This is a genomic window from Pseudomonas sp. UBA6753 (genome assembly GCF_002453565.1).
Classification (GTDB): domain Bacteria; phylum Pseudomonadota; class Gammaproteobacteria; order Pseudomonadales; family Pseudomonadaceae; genus Aquipseudomonas; species Aquipseudomonas putida_Z.
The window spans coordinates 22,508-42,562 of record NZ_DKHD01000007.1 but is presented as its reverse complement, the minus strand read 5'-3'; the positions used below and the strand labels follow the sequence as shown (position 1 = coordinate 42,562).

Below are 20,055 nucleotides of genomic sequence, written 5' to 3'. Positions count from 1 at the left end.
GCCCCGGCAGTGATGCCGGGGCTTTTTTGTATGCCTGTGCTGGCCTCTTCGCGGGCATGCCCGCTCCCACAGATCCCCACCAACCTTGAGTCTTGTGCGATACCTGTGGGAGCGGGCGCGCCCGCGAAGAGGCCGGTACAGGCTTACTTGAACCTGCGCTCCACCCCTTTCTCCACCAGAATCTTCGCCGAAATCTCTTCCACGGAAAAATGCGTGGAATTGATGTTGGGAATGTTCTCCCGGCGGAACAGGTTTTCCACCTCGCGCACTTCGAACTCGCACTGGGCAAAGCTGGAATAGCGGCTGTTGGGCTTGCGCTCGTGGCGGATGGCGGTGAGGCGGTCGGGGTCGATGGTCAGGCCGAATAGCTTGTTGTGGTGCTTTTTCAGCACCGCCGGCAGCTGCAGGCGCTCCATGTCGTCCTCGGTCAGCGGGTAGTTGGCGGCGCGGATGCCGAACTGCATGGCCATGTACAGGCAGGTGGGTGTCTTGCCGCAGCGCGATACGCCTACCAGGATCAGGTCGGCCTTGTCGTAGTAGTGGGTGCGCGCGCCATCGTCGTTGTCCAGGGCGAAATTCACCGCCTCGATGCGTTCCATGTAGTTGGAATTGCCGCCGATCGAGTGCGACTTGCCGACGGAATACGACGAATGGGCAGTCAATTCTTGTTCAAGCGGGGACAAAAACGAAGAAAAGATGTCGATCATGAAGCCATTCGAGGTAGCCAGGATCTCACGGATGTCCTGATTGACGATGGTGTCGAAGATGATCGGGCGTACACCATCGCGCTCGGCTGCGGCGTTGATCTGCTGGACCATGGTCCGCGCCTTTTCCGGCGAATCGATGTAGGGACGGGTGAATTTATTGAACGGAATGCTCTCGAATTGAGCGAGCAGACTCTGGCCCAGGGTTTCGGCAGTGATGCCGGTGCCGTCGGAGATGAAGAACGCGGTTCGTTTCATTTGCGATCTGGGCCTTAAGCTGATGACGTTTCTTGGATATGATAAGTTCGGTTTGCCGAATGCGGCTGTCGGCATTCTCACTTATTTTCCAGGTACAGGCCACAAGCGTCCGGCCAAGTCAACGAAGGCAGGCGGGCGCCCTTGAGCTTTTCCAATACAGTTAGTGGAGAGATCACCTTGGTAGAGTACGTAGTTTCCCTCGATAAGCTCGGCGTCCATGATGTGGAGCATGTGGGGGGCAAGAACGCATCCCTGGGCGAGATGATCAGCAACCTCGCAGGTGCTGGTGTATCGGTGCCGGGCGGCTTTGCCACTACGGCGCAGGCGTACCGCGATTTTCTCGAACAGAGTGGTCTCAACGACCGTATCCACGCCGCGCTCGACGCACTCGACGTGGATGACATCAACGCCCTGACCAAGACCGGCGCGCAGATTCGCCAGTGGGTCATGGAAGCCGACTTCCCGGCCCGCCTGGATTCGGAAATCCGTACGGCCTTCGCCGAAATGGCTGCCGGCAACGACAACATGGCAGTTGCCGTGCGCTCCTCGGCCACCGCCGAAGACCTGCCGGACGCCTCGTTCGCCGGTCAGCAGGAAACCTTCCTCAACATCCGCGGCGTCGACAACGTGATCCGCGCGGCCAAGGAAGTGTTCGCCTCGCTGTTCAACGACCGTGCCATCGCCTACCGCGTGCACCAGGGCTTCGACCACAAGCTGGTAGCCCTGTCCGCCGGCGTGCAGCGCATGGTCCGCTCCGAAACCGGCACTGCCGGCGTCATGTTCACCCTCGACACCGAGTCGGGCTTCCGCGACGTGGTGTTCATCACCGGCGCCTACGGCCTGGGCGAAACCGTGGTGCAGGGTGCGGTCAACCCTGACGAATTCTACGTGCACAAACAAACCCTGGAGGCCGGCCGCCCGGCCATCCTGCGCCGTAACCTGGGCAGCAAGGCGATCAAGATGGTCTACGGCGAAGAAGCCAAGGCCGGCCGCTCGGTCAAGACCGTCGAAGTGGACCGCGCCGAGCGCGCGCGCTTCTGCCTGACCGATGCCGAGGTCAGCGAGCTGGCCAAGCAGGCCATGATCATCGAGAAGCACTACCAGCGCCCGATGGACATCGAATGGGCCAAGGACGGTGACGACGGCAAGCTGTACATCGTCCAGGCGCGCCCCGAGACGGTGAAGAGCCGCTCCAGCGCCAACGTCATGGAACGCTACCTGCTGAAAGAGAAGGGCACCGTACTGGTCGAAGGCCGCGCCATTGGCCAGCGCATCGGCGCCGGCAAGGTCCGCGTGATCAACGACGTATCGGAAATGGACAAGGTCCAGCCGGGCGACGTGCTCGTCTCCGACATGACCGACCCGGACTGGGAACCGGTGATGAAGCGCGCCAGCGCCATCGTCACCAACCGTGGCGGGCGTACCTGTCACGCGGCGATCATCGCCCGTGAGCTGGGCATTCCGGCCGTGGTCGGTTGCGGCAACGCCACCCAGGTGCTGAAAGACGGCCAGGGCGTGACCGTATCCTGTGCCGAAGGCGATACCGGCTTCATCTTCGAGGGCGAGCTGGGCTTCGACGTCAAGCAGAACTCGGTCGACGCCATGCCTGACCTGCCGTTCAAGATCATGATGAACGTCGGCAACCCGGACCGTGCGTTCGATTTCGCCCAGCTGCCCAACGCCGGTGTCGGCCTGGCGCGCCTGGAGTTCATCATCAACCGCATGATCGGCGTGCACCCCAAGGCACTGCTGAACTACGCAGGCCTGCCGGCCGACCTGAAGGACAGCGTCGACAAGCGTATCGCCGGCTACAACGACCCGGTCGGCTTCTATGTCGAGAAGCTGGTCGAAGGCATCAGCACCCTGGCTGCGGCCTTCTACCCGAAAAAGGTCATCGTGCGCCTGTCGGACTTCAAGTCCAACGAGTACGCCAACCTGATCGGCGGCAAGCTGTACGAGCCGGAAGAAGAAAACCCGATGCTGGGCTTCCGTGGCGCTTCGCGCTACATCAGCGAATCGTTCCGTGACTGCTTCGAGCTCGAGTGCCGTGCGCTCAAGCGCGTGCGCAACGAGATGGGCCTGACCAACGTCGAGATCATGGTGCCGTTCGTACGCACCCTGGGTGAAGCCAGCCAGGTCGTCGACCTGCTTGCCGAAAACGGCCTGGCCCGCGGCGAAAACGGCCTGCGCGTGATCATGATGTGCGAACTGCCGTCCAACGCCATCCTCGCCGAAGAGTTCCTGGAATACTTCGACGGCTTCTCGATCGGCTCGAACGACCTGACCCAGCTGACCCTGGGCCTGGACCGTGACTCGGGCATCATCGCCCACCTGTTCGACGAGCGTAACCCTGCGGTGAAGAAGCTGCTGGCCAACGCCATTGCCGCGTGCAACAAGGCTGGCAAGTACATCGGCATCTGCGGCCAGGGCCCGTCGGACCACCCGGACCTGGCCAAGTGGCTGATGGAACAGGGCATCGACAGCGTGTCGCTGAACCCGGACTCGGTACTCGAAACCTGGTTCTACCTGGCCGAAGGGCAGGGCGCGGTCTGATGCAGTAAAACGCGGGGGTACGTCTGGCGTACCCCCGCCTGGTTTTTTCCAGGGCGAGCTCCAGCAATGGATCCCGCCCTTTTTTGTGCACCAAGCAACCTTATGCAAAGCAGCAGCACTCTATTCCCCGTGGCCCTGCTCAGTGCCGAACGCCGCGGCGACCTCAGCGAAGACGTGTACCGGATCAAGGCCGGCAACAGCCCTGACCCCAGCGTCGAGCTGGCTGTCACCCGCCTGGGGCTGGCCGATCAGGGCCAGGCCCAGGGCGTGCCGGTGATTCTCCTGCACGGCAGCTTCTCCAACCGCCGCTTCTGGTACTCGCCCAAAGGGGTTGGCCTGGGGGCCTATCTCGCCCGCGCCGGCTTCGATGTGTGGATCCCGGAAATGCGCGGCCACGGCCTGTCGCCGCGCAACCATGACTGGAAGCACAACAGCGTCGCCGCCTATGCCCGCGATGACCTGCCGCTGATTGCCGCGTTCGTGCGCGAGCAATCGGGCCAGGCGCCGCACTGGGTCGGCCATTCCCTGGGTGGTACGACCCTGGCGGCAGCGCTGGGCGGTGGTTTTCTGCCTGCCGAGCAGGTGGCCAGCGTGGCGCTGTTCGGTACCCAGATCAGCCGCGTGTACTGGCCGTTGAAGGTGCCGCCGCTGGCCTGGGGGGCGAAGCTGCTGCTCAAGCGCTGGGGGCAGATTTCCGGGCCGCGTTTCAAGCGTGGGCCGGAGGATGAGCCGATCGGCCTGGCCCTGGAAAGCATGCGCTGGCATGGCCTGTTCGGGCGCTTTGGCGACAAACAGAGCGACTGGTGGGCGGGGCTGGCCAAGGTGGATGTGCCGCTGCTGGCCGTGGCTGGTGCGGGGGACTTCCAGGACCCGGTGTGGGCCTGCCGCAAGCTGTTCGAGCAATTGGGCGGTGAGCGCAAGCAGTTTCTGCGGTTGGGCCCCGAGGAAGGCTTCGAGGCTTTCGGGCATGTCGACATGCTGGTGAGCAAGGCCGCGCAGGTGCAGGTGTGGCCGTTGGTGGAGCGTTGGCTGCGGGATCCGCTGGTGCCGGTGCATGAGTCCACGGTGGTGGCGGAGCCTGTGCCTGTCGGTTGAATGGGTTGCGCCTGTGCTGGCCCTTTCGCGGGCACGCCCGCTCCCACAGGGACCTCACAGCATTCAGCCCCTGTGTGGTCCCTGTGGGAGCGGGCGTGCCCGCGAAAGGGCCGGTACAGGCAAAACACAACTGACTGCTTGGTCCCGGATGACTGCAATGGGCTCTACGGTGTAGCCTTGGCCGATACCCGCTTTCGTTGTGACTGACAGGAGCTTCCCATGCAGCATTACGTTACGCCCGACCTGTGTGATGCCTACCCGGACCTGGTGCAGGTGCTGGAACCGATGTTCAGCAATTTCGGCGGCCGCGATTCGTTCGGCGGCCAGATCGTCACCATCAAGTGCTTCGAAGACAACTCGCTGGTCAAGGAGCAGGTCGAGCTCGATGGCAAGGGCAAGGTCCTGGTCGTCGATGGTGGTGGCTCGCTGCGCCGTGCACTGCTCGGCGACATGCTCGCCGAGAAGGCTGCCAAGAACGGCTGGGAAGGCCTGGTGATCTACGGCTGCGTGCGTGACGTCGACGTGCTGATCCAGACCGACGTCGGCGTGCAGGCCCTGGCCAGCCACCCGATGAAGACCGACAAGCGCGGCATCGGCGACCTCAACGTGGCAGTGACCTTCGCCGGGGTGACCTTCCGCCCGGGCGAGTACGTGTATGCCGACAACAATGGCGTGCTGGTCTCGCCAAGCCCGCTGAAAATGCCGGAGTGATGCGCCGCCCGCGCTGATGGAGCTTTGATGTTCGAGGAAGACAACGCGCAGTGGGGGCTGGTACACGCCCTGGTGCTCGATGGCAAAGGCGGCGCGCGCTCGATTGCCCGTACCGAGCTGGACGACCTGCAGCTGCAACCCGAGCAGAGCCTGTGGCTGCACTGGGACCGCAGCCATCCGCAAACCCGCACCTGGCTGCTGCACGACAGCGGCCTGAGCGCATTCGCCTGCGAGCTGCTGCTGGAAGAAAATACCCGGCCGCGCCTGCTGCCCATGGCCGATGAACAGTTGTTGCTGTTCCTGCGTGGGGTCAACCTCAACCCGGGTGCAGAGCCCGAAGACATGGTCTCGGTGCGCATCTTCGCCGAGGCGCAGCGGGTTATCTCGCTGCGCCTGCGGCCGTTGCGCGCCAGTGACGAGATTCTCCAGCAGCTCGAAGAGGGCAGGGGCCCGAAATCGGCTTCCGAGCTGTTGCTGCTGATGGGCGAACTGCTGACCGAAAAGGTCCAGGGCCTGGTCAGCGACTTGTCCGAACTGGTCGACCTGGAAGAAGAAAAGGTCGAATCCGACGAACGGTACACTCCAGAGAATGGCTGCCTGCAGCAGATTCGCCGGCGTGCCGCCGGTCTGCGGCGTTTCCTGGCTCCGCAGCGAGAGATCTACGCCCAGCTGTCGCGTAGCAAATGGAGCTGGTTCGTCGATGCCGACGCCGATTACTGGAACGAGCTGAACAACAGCCTTATCCGCTACCTCGAAGAGCTGGAACTGACCCGCGAGCGGGCCGCCCTGGTGCTGGAAAGCCAGGATCGCCGGCGCAGCGAGCGCATGAACCGCACCATGTACCGCTTCGGCATCATCACCTGCATCTTCCTGCCCATGAGCTTCATCACCGGGCTGCTGGGCATCAATGTCGGCGGCATCCCGGGGGCGGAAAACCCCTATGGCTTCCTGTTTGCCTGCATCGTCGTGCTGGGGCTGGCGGTGGGGCAGTGGTGGCTGTTCCGGCGGTTGCGGTGGGTATAGATGCTCATTGACCTGCTCTGGCCTCTTCGCGGGCACGCCCGCTCCCACAGGGATCCCAAAGTACCTGAAGGCTGTGGTGTCCCTGTGGGAGCGGGCGTGCCCGCGAAGAAGCCGACGCGCATTCATTTTGAAACACTCGTCCCAATGCGATGTGTGACCCATCGACCGGCCATCTCGTCTCTGACTGACACTGCGCGAGGTGCCCATGCACGATCCGTTTGAAGAATCCCTGCGCGACCTGCTCAAGGCGTCACCCTCCGGCAATGACCGGGACGACCGGGACGACGCCGCTTGCCTGGGTCGCGTGCTGAAAACCGCCAACCGCCAGGTTGGCGCGGGCGATCTGTTCAGCCTGCTTGGCCGCTGGAGCCAGGCGCTGCTAATCGCCGTGAACAATGGCGCGGCGCATGTTGCGCCGGTGCGTCGACACTCTTCCCGCAACGCTGCCAACGGCAGCAAAGCAGATAAGGCCGATTGAATATGGAACTCGATCTCTGGACCCAGAGCCTGGTCACCGCCATGACTGCCCTTTGGACCAAGGTAGCGAACTTTATCCCCAACCTGTTCGGCGCGCTGGTCGTGGTGCTGCTCGGTTTCGTGGTGGCCAAGCTGCTCGACACGCTGCTGTCCAAACTGCTGGCCAAGTTCGGCCTGGACCGCCTGATGGCCGGCACCGGCCTGACCAAGATGCTCGGCCGGGTCGGCATCCAGGTACCCATCTCCACCCTGATCGGCAAGATCGTCTACTGGTTCGTGTTGCTCATCTTCCTGGTCTCGGCCGCCGAGTCGCTGGGCCTGGAGCGGGTCTCGGCAACCCTCGACATGCTTGCCCTGTACCTGCCGAAGGTGTTCGGCGCAGCCCTGGTGCTGCTGGCTGGCGTGCTGCTGGCCCAGGTGGCAAACGGCCTGGTACGCGGCGCAGCCGAAGGCATCGGCCTGGAATACTCGGCAGGCCTGGGGCGTATCACCCAGGGCCTGGTGATCATCATCAGCATCTCGGTGGCCATCAGCCAGCTGGAGGTGAAAACCGACCTGCTGAACCATGTGATCGTGATCGGGCTGATTACCGTTGGTCTGGCCGTTGCGTTGGCAATGGGCCTGGGCAGCCGCGAAATCGCCGGGCAGATCCTGGCCGGCATCTACGTGCGCGAGCTGTACCAGGTAGGCCAGCAGGTGCGGATTGGCGAGGTCGAAGGGCATATCGAGGAGATCGGTACGGTCAAGACGACGCTGCTGACCGATGATGGCGAACTGGTATCGCTGTCCAATCGTGAGCTGCTTGAACAGCGAGTCAATAGCCGCTAACCGCACAAAGCTGTTAATGTATGCCGCCGCGAAAATCGACCCACGGGGTCGCGCGGCGACATTGACCTGACTGTCGGCCAGATCCGTTTTGAATAAAGTTCATTCGCCGCCCATGCGTTATGACCCCCGCGAGCTCACCGACGAAGAGTTGGTGGCGCGTTCGCATGAGGAGCTGTACCACGTTACCCGCGCCTATGAAGAGCTCATGCGGCGCTACCAACGGACCCTGTTCAACGTCTGTGCGCGTTATCTGGGGAACGACCGTGACGCGGACGATGTCTGTCAGGAAGTCATGTTGAAAGTGCTGTACGGGCTGAAGAACTTCGAGGGTAAGTCCAAGTTCAAGACCTGGCTCTACAGCATCACCTACAACGAATGTATTACCCAGTACCGCAAGGAGCGCCGTAAACGTCGGTTGATGGATGCCTTGAGTCTGGACCCTGTTGAAGAGGCGTCCGAAGACAAGGCTCCGAAGCCGGAAGAAAAAGGCGGGCTGGACAAGTGGCTGGTGCATGTGAACCCGATTGATCGGGAAATCCTGGTGCTGCGTTTTGTCGCAGAGCTGGAATTTCAGGAAATTGCCGACATCATGCACATGGGCCTGAGCGCGACAAAAATGCGCTACAAGCGCGCGCTAGACAAGCTTCGGGAGAAATTTGCCGGCCTCGATGAAACTTAGTGGCGTGCAAATATCTCTAACGAACCGGCGAGTTCTGCTAGACTTGCCGTCGAGTTGTCCCCCTTGTTTGTGGTGGGACTGCTTAACTATCACCAGATGGGGATTTAACGGATGAAATTGAAAAACACCTTGGGCTTGGCCATTGGCTCGCTCGTCGCTGCTACTTCGTTCGGCGTTCTGGCTCAAGGCCAAGGCGCTGTGGAAATCGAAGGCAACGTTACCAAGCAGTACTACGACAGCGAACGTAACTTCAAGAACGACGGCACCAATCCTGGTGTTCGCCTGGGCTACTTCCTGACCGACGACGTTTCCCTGGACCTCGGCTACAACGAGACCCACAACGCTCGTGGTGAAGTCTTCAACAAAGACATCAAAGGTTCCAAGGCCAAGCTCGACGCTACCTACCACTTCGGTACCGTGGGCGACGCTCTGCGTCCGTACGTTTCCGCCGGTTTCGCTCACGAGAGCCTGGGCCAGGCCACTCGTAGCGGCCGCGACCACTCCACCTTCGCCAACGTTGGCGCTGGCGCCAAGTGGTACATCACCGACATGTTCTTCGCCCGTGCTGGCGTAGAAGCCATGTACAACATCGACAACGGCAACACCGAGTGGGGCCCGACCGTTGGTGTTGGTCTGAACTTCGGCGGTAGCCCGAAGCAAGCTGAAGTCGCTCCGGCTCCAGTTGCCGAAGTGTGCTCCGACTCCGACAACGACGGCGTTTGCGACAACGTCGACAAGTGCCCAGACACCCCAGCCAACGTTACCGTTGACGCTGATGGCTGCCCGGCTGTTGCCGAAGTCGTTCGCGTTGAGCTGGACGTCAAGTTCGACTTCGACAAGTCGGTCGTCAAGCCAAATAGCTACGGCGACATCAAGAACCTGGCTGACTTCATGAAGCAGTACCCACAGACCACCACCACCGTGGAAGGTCACACTGACTCCGTCGGCCCAGACGCTTACAACCAGAAGCTGTCCGAGCGTCGTGCCAACGCTGTCAAGCAGGTCCTGACCCAGCAGTACGGCGTGGAATCCAGCCGTGTTGACTCGGTTGGCTACGGCGAAACCCGTCCGGTTGCCGACAACGCCACCGAAGAAGGCCGTGCTGTCAACCGTCGCGTTGAAGCTCAGGTAGAAGCCCAGGCCAAGTAATTGGTTTGAAGCTTCATGAAAAACCCGGCCTCGGCCGGGTTTTTCTTTGCCTGGGATTTGTGTGGTGTGCCGCCCCTTTCGCAGGCTGTGTGCAATCTCTGTGGGAGCGGGCAAGCCCGCGAAGGGGCCTTTACAGGCACTGCATCATCCTGCAATTGCCACCAATTCCTGAACCACCTGTTCCCCAACCACCTCCCCAATCACCAAAATCGCCGGGCTACGCAAGCCAAACCCCCGCGCATCCTCGACCATCCCCCGCACATCGCTCCTGCACTCCCGCTGCTGCGGCAACGAGGCATTTTCGATCATCGCCACCGGCGTCGCCGGTGCCATGCCCCCGTCCAGCAACCCTTGGCGCACCTGCTCCAGCCTGGCCACGCCCATGTACACCACCAGCGTCGTCCCACCCTGGGCCAAGGCCGCCCAGTTCAGTTCGCTGTCGTCCTGGGTATGTGCCGTGACCAGCGTCACGCCCCGGCTCACACCCCGTGAGGTCAGGGAAATCCCGCATTGCGTGGCGCCAGCCAGGCCGGCGGTGATCCCGTTGACCACTTCCACCTCGACGCCATGCCCCTGCAACCACAGCGCCTCTTCACCACCACGGCCGAAGATGCACGGGTCGCCGCCCTTGAGCCGGACCACGCAGCGCCCTTGCCGCGCATGGCGCAGCATCAGGCGCTGGATGAATGCCTGCGGCGTGGAGCGGCAGCCGCCGCGCTTGCCCACGGCAATCACCCGGGCCTGTGGGCAATGCTCCAGCACCGCCGGGTTGACCAGGTCGTCGATCATCACCACAGCGGCTTGCTGCAATGCGCGTACAGCCTTGAGGGTGAGCAGTTCGGGGTCACCAGGGCCAGCACCAACCAGCCAGACTTTCGCATTCATCAGGGTTTCCTCATTAGCAAGGTGCGTTCAGCCCTTGAGCAGGGTGAGCAGCAATATCAGGTTGAACAGCAAGGACAGCAGCGCCAGGGTGCGCCAGACCTTCAACGGTTCGCGCTCCAGCAACGGCCGTGGCCGGCTGGGCAGTTCCTGGCGGTCGCCACGTTCGAGCAGCAGCAACCAGTGTTCGGCGGTTTCGAAGCGCTGCGCCGGGTCCGCTGCCAGTGCCTGCTGCAGGTTATGTTGCAGCCATTCCGGCAGGTCGGGGCGGTAGCGCGCGGCGTTGACCGGTTGGCCGAAGCGCGGGCGCTGGAAAGCCTCCACTTCGCCGTAGGGGTAATGCCCGGTCAGCAGGTGATACAGCGTCACGCCCACGGCATACAGGTCCTGGCGTGGGCTGGGCGGCTGGCCGTCGAACGCTTCCGGGGCAATGTATGACGGCGTGCCCGGCAACTCGTGCAGCGGGTCTTCGGACAGCCCCGGGCAGTAGGCCAGGCCGAAGTCCAGCAGGCGCAGCTGGCCATCGCTGCCCAGGTGCAGGTTTTCTGGCTTGATGTCGCGGTGCAGCAGGTTGCGCCGGTGCAGTACGCCGACCGCCTGCAGCAGCTGCCGGGCCAGCTCCAGCCACTGCGGCATGGGTAGCGGGCCGTGCTCGGCCAGCAGCGCTGCCAGGCTCTGGCCGGGGTATTCGCGCATCACGTAGTACAGGTGCTGGCGCTGGCTGGCGGTGTGCAGCTCGGGGAAGTGCCGGCCAGCGACCCGGCGCAGGAACCATTCTTCCAGCAACAGCCCTTGCGCCGCGCCGGGCTCCTGCTCGCGTGCGGCGGGCAGGGTCTTCAGCAGCCAGGCTTGGCCCTGGGCATCGCGTACCCGGTACAGCAGCGACTGGCGGCTTTGCGAAAGCAGCTTTTCGGCTTGCCAGCCATCGATTACCTGGCCTTCACGCAGCGGGCCGGGCACTGGCCATTGCTGCAGTTGCGCCAAGGTGTCGCCCAGGTTGGCCGTGCCCAGTTGCTCGACCTGCACCAGCAAGGCACTGGCGTTGTCCTGGCTGCCGTTCAGGTGCGCGCTGGCGACCAGGGTGTCGACGGCCAGTTGCAGGTCGGGTTGCTCGCGCAGTACCGCCTGGATGTGCTGGTCGCCCAGGCTGGCCCATACGCCATCGCTCAACAGCAGGAAGCTCTCGCCCGGCTGCAGCTCACCTTCCAGATAATCCACCAGCAGGTGCTGGTCCAGGCCCAGCGCGCGTTTAAGCACATGCTGCATGCCTGGCTGGTCCCATACATGGTCTTCGCTCAGGCATTGCAGGCGCCCAGCGTGCCAGCGGTACACGCGGCAGTCACCCACGTGGGCCAGGGTAAAGCGCCGGCCACGCAGCACCAGCGCGCTGAGGGTGGTCAGCAGTGGCTGGCCACTGCCTTGGGCACGCAACCAGCGGTTCTGCGCCAGCAACAGGCGGTCGAGGGCCTGGGCCACGCTCCAGGTCGCGGGGGTGGCGTAGTAGTCCAGGGCCAGCGCCTGCAGGCTGGCACGGGCTGCCAGGCCGCCATCGGCACATTGGCTGACGCCGTCGGCGAGGGCGAACAGGTAGCCTTTGCTGGCGGCCAGCTCCGGCGCCGGGGTAACCAGGCGCAGGGCATCCTGGTTTTCCTCGCGCGGCCCGGTGGCGCTGGCCTGGGCAAAGTTCAGTTGCAGGCTCATGGCTGTGCCTCAGACCCGTGCCGCGGTAACCGCAGCCGAGCCCCAGGTGGTGCGCCAGCGCTGTTTCACGCCGTGCAGGCCGAACCAGGCCAGCAAGCCCAGGCTGGCGAACAGCCACAGCCCCAGCTGGTAGTCACCGGTGTGCTGCTTGATGGTGCCAAGCCCGGCGGCCAGCAGGAAGCCACCGATGCCGCCGGCCATGCCGATCAGCCCGGTCATCACGCCGATCTCCTGGCGGAAACGCTGCGGTACCAGCTGGAACACCGCGCCATTGCCGGCGCCCAGGCCGAGCATGGCACTGACGAACAGCGCCAGTGCGGCGGCGGCGCTAGGCAGGTTGAAGCCGACTGCAGCGATGCAGATAGCCGCCACGCTGTACATGCCCAGCAGGGTGCGGATGCCGCCGAAGCGGTCGGCCAGAGCGCCGCCGAGCGGGCGCATCAGGCTGCCGGCGAACACGCAGGCAGCGGTGTAGTAGCCAGCGGTGACCGGGCTCAGGCCATACTGGTCGCTGAAATAGCCGGGCAGGGCACTGGCCAGGCCGATGAAGCCGCCGAAGGTGACGCTGTAGAAGAACATGAACCACCAGCTGTCACGGTCGCCCAGGGCCTTGAGGTAGTCGGCCATGGCTTTTGGCTTGGGCCGCTGCGGAGCATTGCGTGCCAGCAGGGCGAACACCAACAGGGCCAGCGACAGCGGGACCAGCGCGAAGCCGAACACATTGTTCCAGCCAAAGCCCGCAGCCAGCGCCGGGGCCAGCAGGGCGGCGAACACCGTGCCGGAGTTGCCGGCACCGGCAATGCCCATGGCTTTGCCTTGGTGCTGTGGCGGGTACCACTGCGAGGCCAGCGGCAGTGACACGGCGAACGAAGCGCCGGCAAAGCCGAGGAACACGCCCAGCAGCAGCGCTTGTTCATAGCTGTGCACGCCCAGGTTCCAGGCAGCGGCGAGGGCGACGATGACCACCACCTGGCCGATCAGCCCGGCGGTCTTGGGCGACAGGCGGTCGACCAGCACGCCCATGGCAAAGCGCAGGATCGCCCCGGCCAGGATCGGCGTGGCCACCATCAGGCCCCGTTGTTGTGCACTCAGCTGCAGATCGGCAGCAATCTGCACCGCCAGTGGGCCAAGCAGGTACCAGACCATGAAGCTGAGGTCGAAGTACAGGAACGCGGCGAACAGCGTGGGCACATGCCCGGATTTCCAGAAGCTGGTACTCATCGAACACCTCACTCGGCAATGCAACGGAACGAAAAAGACGCCGCTACCCGCTCCACGTGGGTGGAGGGGAGAGCGACGTCTTTGTCGGGATCAAGTGGGCAACCGCCGTTGGCTACCGGTGATATTTGTTCAGCAAGAGATGGGCCAACTCGGACCGTGGGTTGACTCGGGTTATGTGGGAGCGGCCTTGTGTCGCGAAAGGGCTGCGCAGCAGCCCCGGCAATGTCTGCGGCGAAGCTGGAAATTCGGGGGCCGCTACGCGCCCCTTTCGCGACACAAGGCCGCTCCCACATGGATCGCGTGAGGTTTTGAACGAAGCGTCAGCCCAGCATCTCGTGCATGGCAATGATCTGCTCGGCCACCTGGATCAGCTTCTGCTGCCGGCTCATGGCCTGGCGGCGCATCAGGGTGTAGGCCTGTTCTTCGTTGCAGTCCTTCATCTTCATCAGCAAACCCTTGGCCTGCTCGATGCGCTTGCGCTCGGCCAGTTGCTGGTCGCGCGCAAGCAGCTGCGCCTTCAGCGCCTGGTCGCTTTCGAAGCGGGCCATGGCCACGTCCAGGATCGGTTGCAGCCGCGCGGCATGGATGCCTTCGACGATGTAGGCGCTGACCCCTGCCTGGATCGCCTGGCGCATTACCCCAGGGTCGTGCTCGTCGGTGAACAGCACGATTGGCCGCGGCTGGTCACGACTGACCAGGACCACCTGTTCCATCACATCGCGGTCCGGTGAGTCGGTATCGATCAGCACCACGTCCGGGCGCACCGTTTCGACGCAGGCGGGCAGGTCGATGGTCAGGTCCGGGGCTTCGATGACCTCGAAGCCGGCCTCGCTCAAGGCCGCCTTGAGGCGGCCGAGTTTGCTCTGGGTGTCGTCGATCAGCAGGATGCGCAACATGAATGGTCCCCCTCACGCGCCGACACGGGCATCAGGCAGGTCGCCCAGTGCATGCAGGCTGAAACTGCGGGCATAACCGTAGGGGTCACTGCCGTCCCAGCGGCTGCCATCGATCAGCAGGCTGCTGCGCATCGGCTGCTCGGGGCAGGCCACGCCGAGGCTTTGTGCCGCCTCGCCATACAGTGCCAGCTGCTGGACCTGGCGGGCCACGCCGAGGTAGTCGGGGTCGTCGCGCAGCAGGCCCCAGCGGCGGAACTGGGTCATGAACCACATGCCGTCGGACAGGTACGGCAGGTTGGCCCGGCCATGATCGTGCAGGCGCAGGGCGTGCGGGTCTTGCCAGTAGTTGCCCAGGCCATCGTGATAGCTGCCGAGCAGGCGTGGTTCGATACTTGCCAGCGGGGTGGCCAGGTAGGCGCTGCCGCTGAGCAGTTGCGCAGTGCTGCGGCGGTTCTCCGGGCTTTGCTCGATGAAGCGGCTGGCGGCGAGGACCGCCTTGATCAGCGCGCGGGCGCTGTTGGGGTATTGCTCGGCAAAGGCGCGGGCGCAGGCCAAGACCTTTTCCGGGTGGTCCGGCCAGATCGACTGGCTGGTGGCCAGGGTGAAGCCCTGGCCCGTGGCTACGGCATCGGCAGCCCAGGGTTCGCCCACGCAGAAACCGTCGATGCGCCCGGCCTGGATATGCGCGGCCATCTGCGCTGGTGGTACCACCACGCTGTCGACGTCGCGCAATGGGTGGATGCCCTGGCTGGCCAGCCAGTAATACAGCCACATGGCGTGGGTGCCGGTGGGGAAGGTCTGGGCGAAGGTGAGGCGTGCGCCATGCTGGTGCACCAGGCGCGCCAATGCTTCAGGGTTGGTCACGCCTTTGCGCTGCAGGGCCGGGGACAGGTTTATGGCCTGGGCGTTCTGGTTCAGCCCCATGAGCACGGCCATGGCGCTGGCCGGTACACCGCCGATGCCCAGGTGCACGGCATAGACCAGGCCATACAGGCAGTGCGCGGCATCCAGCTCGCCGCTGACCAGCTTGTCGCGCAGCCCGGCCCAGGAGCCCTGGCGCTTGAGGTTGAGGGTAAGGCCGTGCTGCTGGGCAAAGCCCTGGGTGGCGGCGACTACTACCGAGGCGCAGTCGGTCAGGGCCATGTAGCCGATGTTCAGGCTGGGCTTTTCCGGCGCGTCGCTGCCGTTGACCCAGGCCAGGGGCGTTGCTCGGGGTACAGTGTTCACAAGGTTCCTCGCCCGTACTGATAAGGCTGTGGGCTTTTCCGGTGCAACCGATGTGCCATCGGCAGCATCCCTGTGGAGCAACTGCCCTGTGCCGCCTGCATTGGCCTCATCGCCGGCAAGCCAGCTCCCACAGGTACAGCACAGGTTTCAGCCCTTGTGTTGTACCTGTGGGAGCATCCCTGTGGAGCAACTGCCTTGTGCCGCCTGCATTGGCCTCATCGCCGGCAAGCCAGCTCCCACAGATACAGCACAGGTTTCAGCTCTTGTGTTGCCCCTGTGGGAGCCGGCTTGCCGGCGATGGGCTGCGCAGCAGCCCCACGATTTGCTGTCATGCCGGCCTCGCGCTGGCTATAATCGCCCCCTCATTCACCCCGAGCCTTGCCCGCCCATGTATACCCTGGCCCGCCAGCTGCTGTTCAAGCTTTCCCCGGAAACCTCCCACGACCTGTCCCTGGACCTGATCGGCGCCGGTGGCCGTCTTGGCCTCAACGGCATGCTGTGCAAGCAGCCGGCGGCTTTGCCGGTTACGGTCATGGGCTTGAACTTCGCCAACCCGGTGGGCCTGGCGGCCGGCCTGGACAAGAACGGCGCGGCCATCGACGGTTTCGCCCAGCTGGGCTTCGGCTTCGTCGAAATCGGCACCGTCACCCCGCGCCCGCAGCCGGGCAACCCCAAGCCGCGGCTGTTCCGCCTGCCGGAGGCAACGGCCATCATCAACCGCATGGGCTTCAACAACCTGGGCGTTGATCACCTGCTCGGCCGGGTGCGGGCTGCGCGTTACAACGGCGTGCTGGGCATCAACATCGGCAAGAATTTCGACACCCCGGTGGAGCGAGCCGTCGATGACTACCTGATCTGCCTGGACAAGGTGTACACCGACGCCAGTTACATCACGGTCAACGTCAGTTCGCCAAACACCCCGGGCCTGCGCAGCCTGCAGTTCGGCGATTCGCTCAAGCAGTTGCTCGATGCCCTGGCCGAGCGCCGCGAGCAATTGGCCGGCACGCATGGCAAGCGCGTCCCTCTGGCAATCAAGATTGCCCCGGACATGAGCGACGAAGAAACCGCCCTGGTGGCCGCCGCGCTGATGGAGTCGGGCATGGATGCGGTGATCGCCACCAACACCACACTGGGCCGTGAAGGTGTAGAAGGGTTGCCGTACGGTGGCGAGGCGGGTGGCCTGTCGGGCGCGCCGGTGCTGGAGAAGAGCACCCATATCGTCAAGGTGCTGGCGGGCGAGCTGGGCGGCAAGCTGCCGATCATTGCCGCTGGCGGCATTACCGAAGGCCGCCATGCCGCCGAGAAGATCGCTGCCGGGGCGAGCCTGGTGCAGATTTATTCGGGCTTCATTTACAGAGGGCCAGCGTTGATTCGCGAGGCGGTGGACGCTATCGCTGCGATGCCGCGGTGACCTGGGCGGCCCATTCGCGGGCATGCCCGCTCCCACAGGGTTCAGCGCACTGCTGAAGCCCGCGAAGAAGCCAGCGCGGATATGGATTCGAAGTCATAAAAAAGGGCCCCATCAAGGGGCCCCTGGGCCTTCGCCCGCCGCCCGGATAGGGCGTGCATGGTAAATCGAATTCAGTGTCCTCGTTCAGCCAACGGCGTGATTTTCGTTGAGTCTATGGATGCCAGCGGTGCCAGTCATTCCGTCCCAGTTATCACCGCGACCTTCACGCCAGCCGTTGATCCAGGCTTGGCGAACAGAAGGAAGATTGAAGGGGCAAAGTTCGCGGGATTTGCCGGTGACCCCGTATTGGTAGCCACGTGAATATGCTCTTTCCAACGGATCACGCTTAAGTCTTCTCATAGGGTGTTGCCCTCACTTGTTGACTGTAATGTCCCGTCGGCCTCTCCGAGGCCGGGCAGAGTCTTTCTGCCGGTGTGCGCTCGCTGCCGGCGTGGCGAGCTGAAAGTGCCACCTCGTTGCGAAGTGGCCTGAGTCCAGTTCTATCGAATGCGAGTCACCGTGTGAATGATCGATTTGTCATAAGCACGTAACCTTTCCAAGGGTGAGGGGATAAGTAAATAAATGCGACTCAACCTTGTTTAGCGTTGAGCCCGCTATGATCAGGCTTTGCCGATCATTGACGTCATTTCGCCAGCGTTGCTCGCGGATGACGGTAATAATTTGAAATGCGACGAAGGGTCACATCGGCCCCGGTATCGCCAGAATTTTTCGTACTGCCTGATGATCTAAGCTGTCTTTGCCACTGGGCCAAGCGCAGATCGGTCAGGCGGCCCGGCCTTTCACCGCACGCTCGCGTGCCGGGAAAGGCCACCCGCACGCCTGCTGGAAAGGTGTGCGGGCAAACATCGCGGGGCGATGCGTCGCCCCGTCAGTCAAATAGCCCAAGGCGCTGGATTACTCATGTCGGACCGTTTCGAACTTTACCTCACCTGCCCCAAAGGCCTGGAAGGCCTGCTTGCCGAAGAGGCGCGGGGCCTCGGCCTGGATGACGTGCGCGAGCACACCTCGGCCATTCGCGGCGCCGCCGACATGGAAACCGCCTACCGCCTGTGCCTGTGGTCACGCCTGGCCAACCGGGTGCTGCTGGTACTCAAGCGCTTCTCCATGAAGAACGCCGACGACCTCTACGACGGCGTGCACGCGGTCGACTGGGCCGATCACCTGGCAGCCGACGGCACCCTGGCGGTGGAGTTCAGCGGCCATGGCTCTGGCATCGACAACACTCACTTCGGTGCGCTGAAGGTCAAGGACGCGATCGTCGACAAGCTGCGCAACCGCGAAGGCCTGCGCCCGTCGGTGGAAAAGATCGACCCAGATGTGCGCGTGCACCTGCGCCTGGACCGTGGCGAAGCCATTCTCTCCCTCGACCTTTCCGGGCACAGCCTGCACCAGCGTGGCTACCGCCTGCAGCAAGGTGCCGCGCCGCTGAAGGAAAACCTGGCGGCGGCGGTGCTGATCCGCGCCGGCTGGCCGCGCATTGCCGCCGAAGGTGGCGCGCTGGCCGACCCAATGTGCGGTGTGGGTACCTTCCTGGTCGAAGCGGCGATGATCGCCGCCGATATCGCGCCCAACCTCAAGCGTGAACGCTGGGGCTTCAGTGCCTGGCTCGGCCATGTACCGGCGTTGTGGCGCAAGGTGCATGACGAGGCGCAGGCGCGGGCACAGGCCGGCCTGGCCAGGCCACCACTGTGGATCCGTGGCTACGAGGCCGACCCGCGGCTGATCCAGCCAGGCCGCAACAACGTCGAGCGTGCCGGCCTGGGCGACTGGGTGAAGATCTACCAGGGCGAAGTCAGCACCTTCGAGCCGCGCCCGGACCAGAACCAGAAAGGCCTGGTCATCAGCAACCCGCCCTATGGCGAGCGCCTGGGTGACGAAGCCAGCCTGCTGTACCTCTACCAGAACCTCGGCGAGCGCCTGCGCCAGGCCTGCATGGGCTGGGAGGCGGCGGTATTTACTGGCGCGCCGCAGCTGGGCAAGCGCATGGGCATTCGCAGCCACAAGCAGTACGCGTTCTGGAACGGCGCCTTGCCGTGCAAGCTGCTGCTGTTCAAGGTGCAGCCCGACCAGTTCGTTACCGGCGAGCGCCGCGAGGCGCAGCCTGAAGGCGCGGAAAGCCGCCAGCAGGCAGCACCGGCCAGCGAGCCGGCGCGCCTGTCGGAAGGGGCGCAGATGTTCGCCAACCGCCTGCAGAAAAACCTCAAGCAACTGGGCAAGTGGGCCCGCCGCGAGCAGGTCGATTGCTACCGCTTGTACGATGCCGACATGCCCGAGTACGCCTTGGCGGTCGACCTGTACCAGGATTGGGTGCACGTGCAGGAATACGCCGCGCCACGTTCGGTCGACCCGGACAAGGCCCAGGCACGCCTGCTCGACGCGCTGGCAGCCATCCCGCAGGCCCTGGGCATTTCGCCGCAGCGTGTGGTGCTCAAGCGTCGCGAGCGGCAGAGCGGCACGCGCCAGTACGAGCGCCAGGCAACCGAAGGCCGCTTCCAGGAAGTGAACGAGGGCGGCGTCAAGCTGCTGGTCAACCTCACCGACTACCTCGACACCGGCCTGTTCCTCGACCATCGCCCGATGCGCATGCGCATCCAGCGCGAAGCAGCCGGCAAGCGCTTCCTCAACCTGTTCTGCTACACCGCCACGGCCACCGCGCATGCGGCCAAGGGCGGCGCGCGCAGCACCACCAGCGTCGACCTGTCGAAAACCTACCTGGACTGGGCGCGGCGCAACCTGGCGCTCAATGGCTTCTCCGAGCGCAACCGCCTGGAGCAGGGCGATGTGATGGCCTGGCTAGAGGGCAACCGAGACAGCTACGACCTGATCTTCATCGACCCGCCGACCTTCTCCAACTCCAAGCGCATGGAAGGCGTGTTCGACGTGCAGCGTGACCACGTGCAGCTGCTGGACCTGGCCATGGCCCGCCTGGCGCCGGGTGGCGTGCTGTATTTCTCCAACAACTTCCGCAAGTTCCAGCTGGACGAGCACCTGATGGCGCGTTACGCGGTGGAGGAAATCACGGCCCAGACCCTGGACCCGGACTTCGCCCGCAATAACCGTATCCATCGCGCCTGGCGTCTGCAGCTTCGTTGAGGCGACGAGGTACATTGCGCGGCTAATGGCCAATAGCTATAACTGAGGGCAGGGCAAGATAATCCGCAGGACGCTGACGTGACGAGA

The 20,055-nt window shown here is 63.9% G+C and carries 17 protein-coding genes; 10 read left to right on the top strand and 7 right to left on the bottom strand.

Annotated features, from left to right (window positions below; all coding sequences use genetic code 11):
* Positions 1 to 143: 143 nt before the first annotated feature.
* Positions 144 to 962 (bottom strand): posphoenolpyruvate synthetase regulatory kinase/phosphorylase PpsR, encoded by an 819-nt coding sequence (gene ppsR, locus B2790_RS04515; RefSeq protein WP_024086557.1) that lies wholly within the window; start codon positions 960 to 962, stop codon positions 144 to 146.
* A 177-nt stretch (positions 963 to 1,139) separates the two neighbouring features.
* Here ppsR and ppsA point away from each other — a divergent pair, with 177 nt between their 5' ends.
* From ppsA to B2790_RS04475, 8 genes are all read left to right on the top strand, one after another.
* On the top strand, positions 1,140 to 3,515 hold the full coding sequence (gene ppsA / locus B2790_RS04510; protein WP_075044190.1) for a phosphoenolpyruvate synthase: 2,376 nt from the start codon (positions 1,140 to 1,142) through the stop codon (positions 3,513 to 3,515).
* Positions 3,516 to 3,617: 102 nt separating this feature from the next.
* On the top strand, positions 3,618 to 4,610 hold the full coding sequence (locus tag B2790_RS04505) for an alpha/beta fold hydrolase (RefSeq protein WP_274079801.1): 993 nt from the start codon (positions 3,618 to 3,620) through the stop codon (positions 4,608 to 4,610).
* Between the two features lie 219 nt (positions 4,611 to 4,829).
* On the top strand, positions 4,830 to 5,321 hold the full coding sequence (rraA, locus tag B2790_RS04500; protein ID WP_021785500.1) for a ribonuclease E activity regulator RraA: 492 nt from the start codon (positions 4,830 to 4,832) through the stop codon (positions 5,319 to 5,321).
* A 27-nt stretch (positions 5,322 to 5,348) separates the two neighbouring features.
* Positions 5,349 to 6,344 carry a zinc transporter ZntB gene (locus B2790_RS04495; RefSeq protein ID WP_063913854.1) on the top strand — a complete coding sequence of 332 codons (996 nt, stop codon included), beginning with the start codon at positions 5,349 to 5,351 and terminating at the stop codon, positions 6,342 to 6,344.
* Between the two features lie 205 nt (positions 6,345 to 6,549).
* Positions 6,550 to 6,822: a hypothetical protein gene (locus tag B2790_RS04490; protein ID WP_004376140.1), complete on the top strand. Its 273-nt coding sequence runs from the start codon at positions 6,550 to 6,552 to the stop codon at positions 6,820 to 6,822.
* A 2-nt stretch (positions 6,823 to 6,824) separates the two neighbouring features.
* Complete coding sequence (locus tag B2790_RS04485; RefSeq protein WP_004376138.1) at positions 6,825 to 7,649, top strand: mechanosensitive ion channel family protein; 825 nt, start codon at positions 6,825 to 6,827, stop codon at positions 7,647 to 7,649.
* Between the two features lie 112 nt (positions 7,650 to 7,761).
* Positions 7,762 to 8,328, top strand: coding sequence for an RNA polymerase sigma factor SigX (sigX, locus tag B2790_RS04480; protein WP_003248665.1), 567 nt, complete (start codon positions 7,762 to 7,764; stop codon positions 8,326 to 8,328).
* Between the two features lie 111 nt (positions 8,329 to 8,439).
* The gene (locus tag B2790_RS04475) at positions 8,440 to 9,477 is read left to right on the top strand and encodes an OmpA family protein (RefSeq protein WP_004376136.1); all 1,038 of its coding nucleotides are present in this window, start codon (positions 8,440 to 8,442) and stop codon (positions 9,475 to 9,477) included.
* Between the two features lie 144 nt (positions 9,478 to 9,621).
* Here the strand turns inward: B2790_RS04475 and cobA are convergent, their stop codons facing one another.
* The 5 genes from cobA to B2790_RS04450 all read right to left on the bottom strand — a co-directional run bounded on the left by cobA (position 9,622) and on the right by B2790_RS04450 (position 15,404).
* A complete protein-coding gene (cobA, locus tag B2790_RS04470) occupies positions 9,622 to 10,362 on the bottom strand; it encodes a uroporphyrinogen-III C-methyltransferase (protein ID WP_286918341.1) in 741 nt (246 codons plus the stop codon).
* Positions 10,363 to 10,389: 27 nt separating this feature from the next.
* Positions 10,390 to 12,060, bottom strand: a complete 1,671-nt coding sequence (locus B2790_RS04465) for a bifunctional protein-serine/threonine kinase/phosphatase (RefSeq protein ID WP_085617185.1) — start codon at positions 12,058 to 12,060, stop codon at positions 10,390 to 10,392.
* A 9-nt stretch (positions 12,061 to 12,069) separates the two neighbouring features.
* Complete coding sequence (locus B2790_RS04460; RefSeq protein WP_274120144.1) at positions 12,070 to 13,281, bottom strand: nitrate/nitrite transporter; 1,212 nt, start codon at positions 13,279 to 13,281, stop codon at positions 12,070 to 12,072.
* Between the two features lie 320 nt (positions 13,282 to 13,601).
* Entirely contained in the window at positions 13,602 to 14,177 is a 576-nt protein-coding gene (locus B2790_RS04455; protein ID WP_025338289.1) for an ANTAR domain-containing response regulator, read from the bottom strand.
* Positions 14,178 to 14,189: 12 nt separating this feature from the next.
* Positions 14,190 to 15,404, bottom strand: coding sequence for a CmpA/NrtA family ABC transporter substrate-binding protein (locus tag B2790_RS04450; RefSeq protein WP_274120146.1), 1,215 nt, complete (start codon positions 15,402 to 15,404; stop codon positions 14,190 to 14,192).
* Positions 15,405 to 15,792: 388 nt separating this feature from the next.
* Here B2790_RS04450 and B2790_RS04445 point away from each other — a divergent pair, with 388 nt between their 5' ends.
* Complete coding sequence (locus B2790_RS04445; RefSeq protein WP_025338291.1) at positions 15,793 to 16,815, top strand: quinone-dependent dihydroorotate dehydrogenase; 1,023 nt, start codon at positions 15,793 to 15,795, stop codon at positions 16,813 to 16,815.
* A 183-nt stretch (positions 16,816 to 16,998) separates the two neighbouring features.
* On the opposite strand, the gene rmf is transcribed toward B2790_RS04445, so the two are convergent.
* On the bottom strand, positions 16,999 to 17,214 hold the full coding sequence (rmf, locus tag B2790_RS04440) for a ribosome modulation factor (protein ID WP_003248687.1): 216 nt from the start codon (positions 17,212 to 17,214) through the stop codon (positions 16,999 to 17,001).
* 561 nt (positions 17,215 to 17,775) lie between these two features.
* Here rmf and rlmKL point away from each other — a divergent pair.
* Positions 17,776 to 19,968, top strand: a complete 2,193-nt coding sequence (gene rlmKL, locus B2790_RS04435; RefSeq protein ID WP_075044197.1) for a bifunctional 23S rRNA (guanine(2069)-N(7))-methyltransferase RlmK/23S rRNA (guanine(2445)-N(2))-methyltransferase RlmL — start codon at positions 17,776 to 17,778, stop codon at positions 19,966 to 19,968.
* Positions 19,969 to 20,055: the final 87 nt, after the last annotated feature.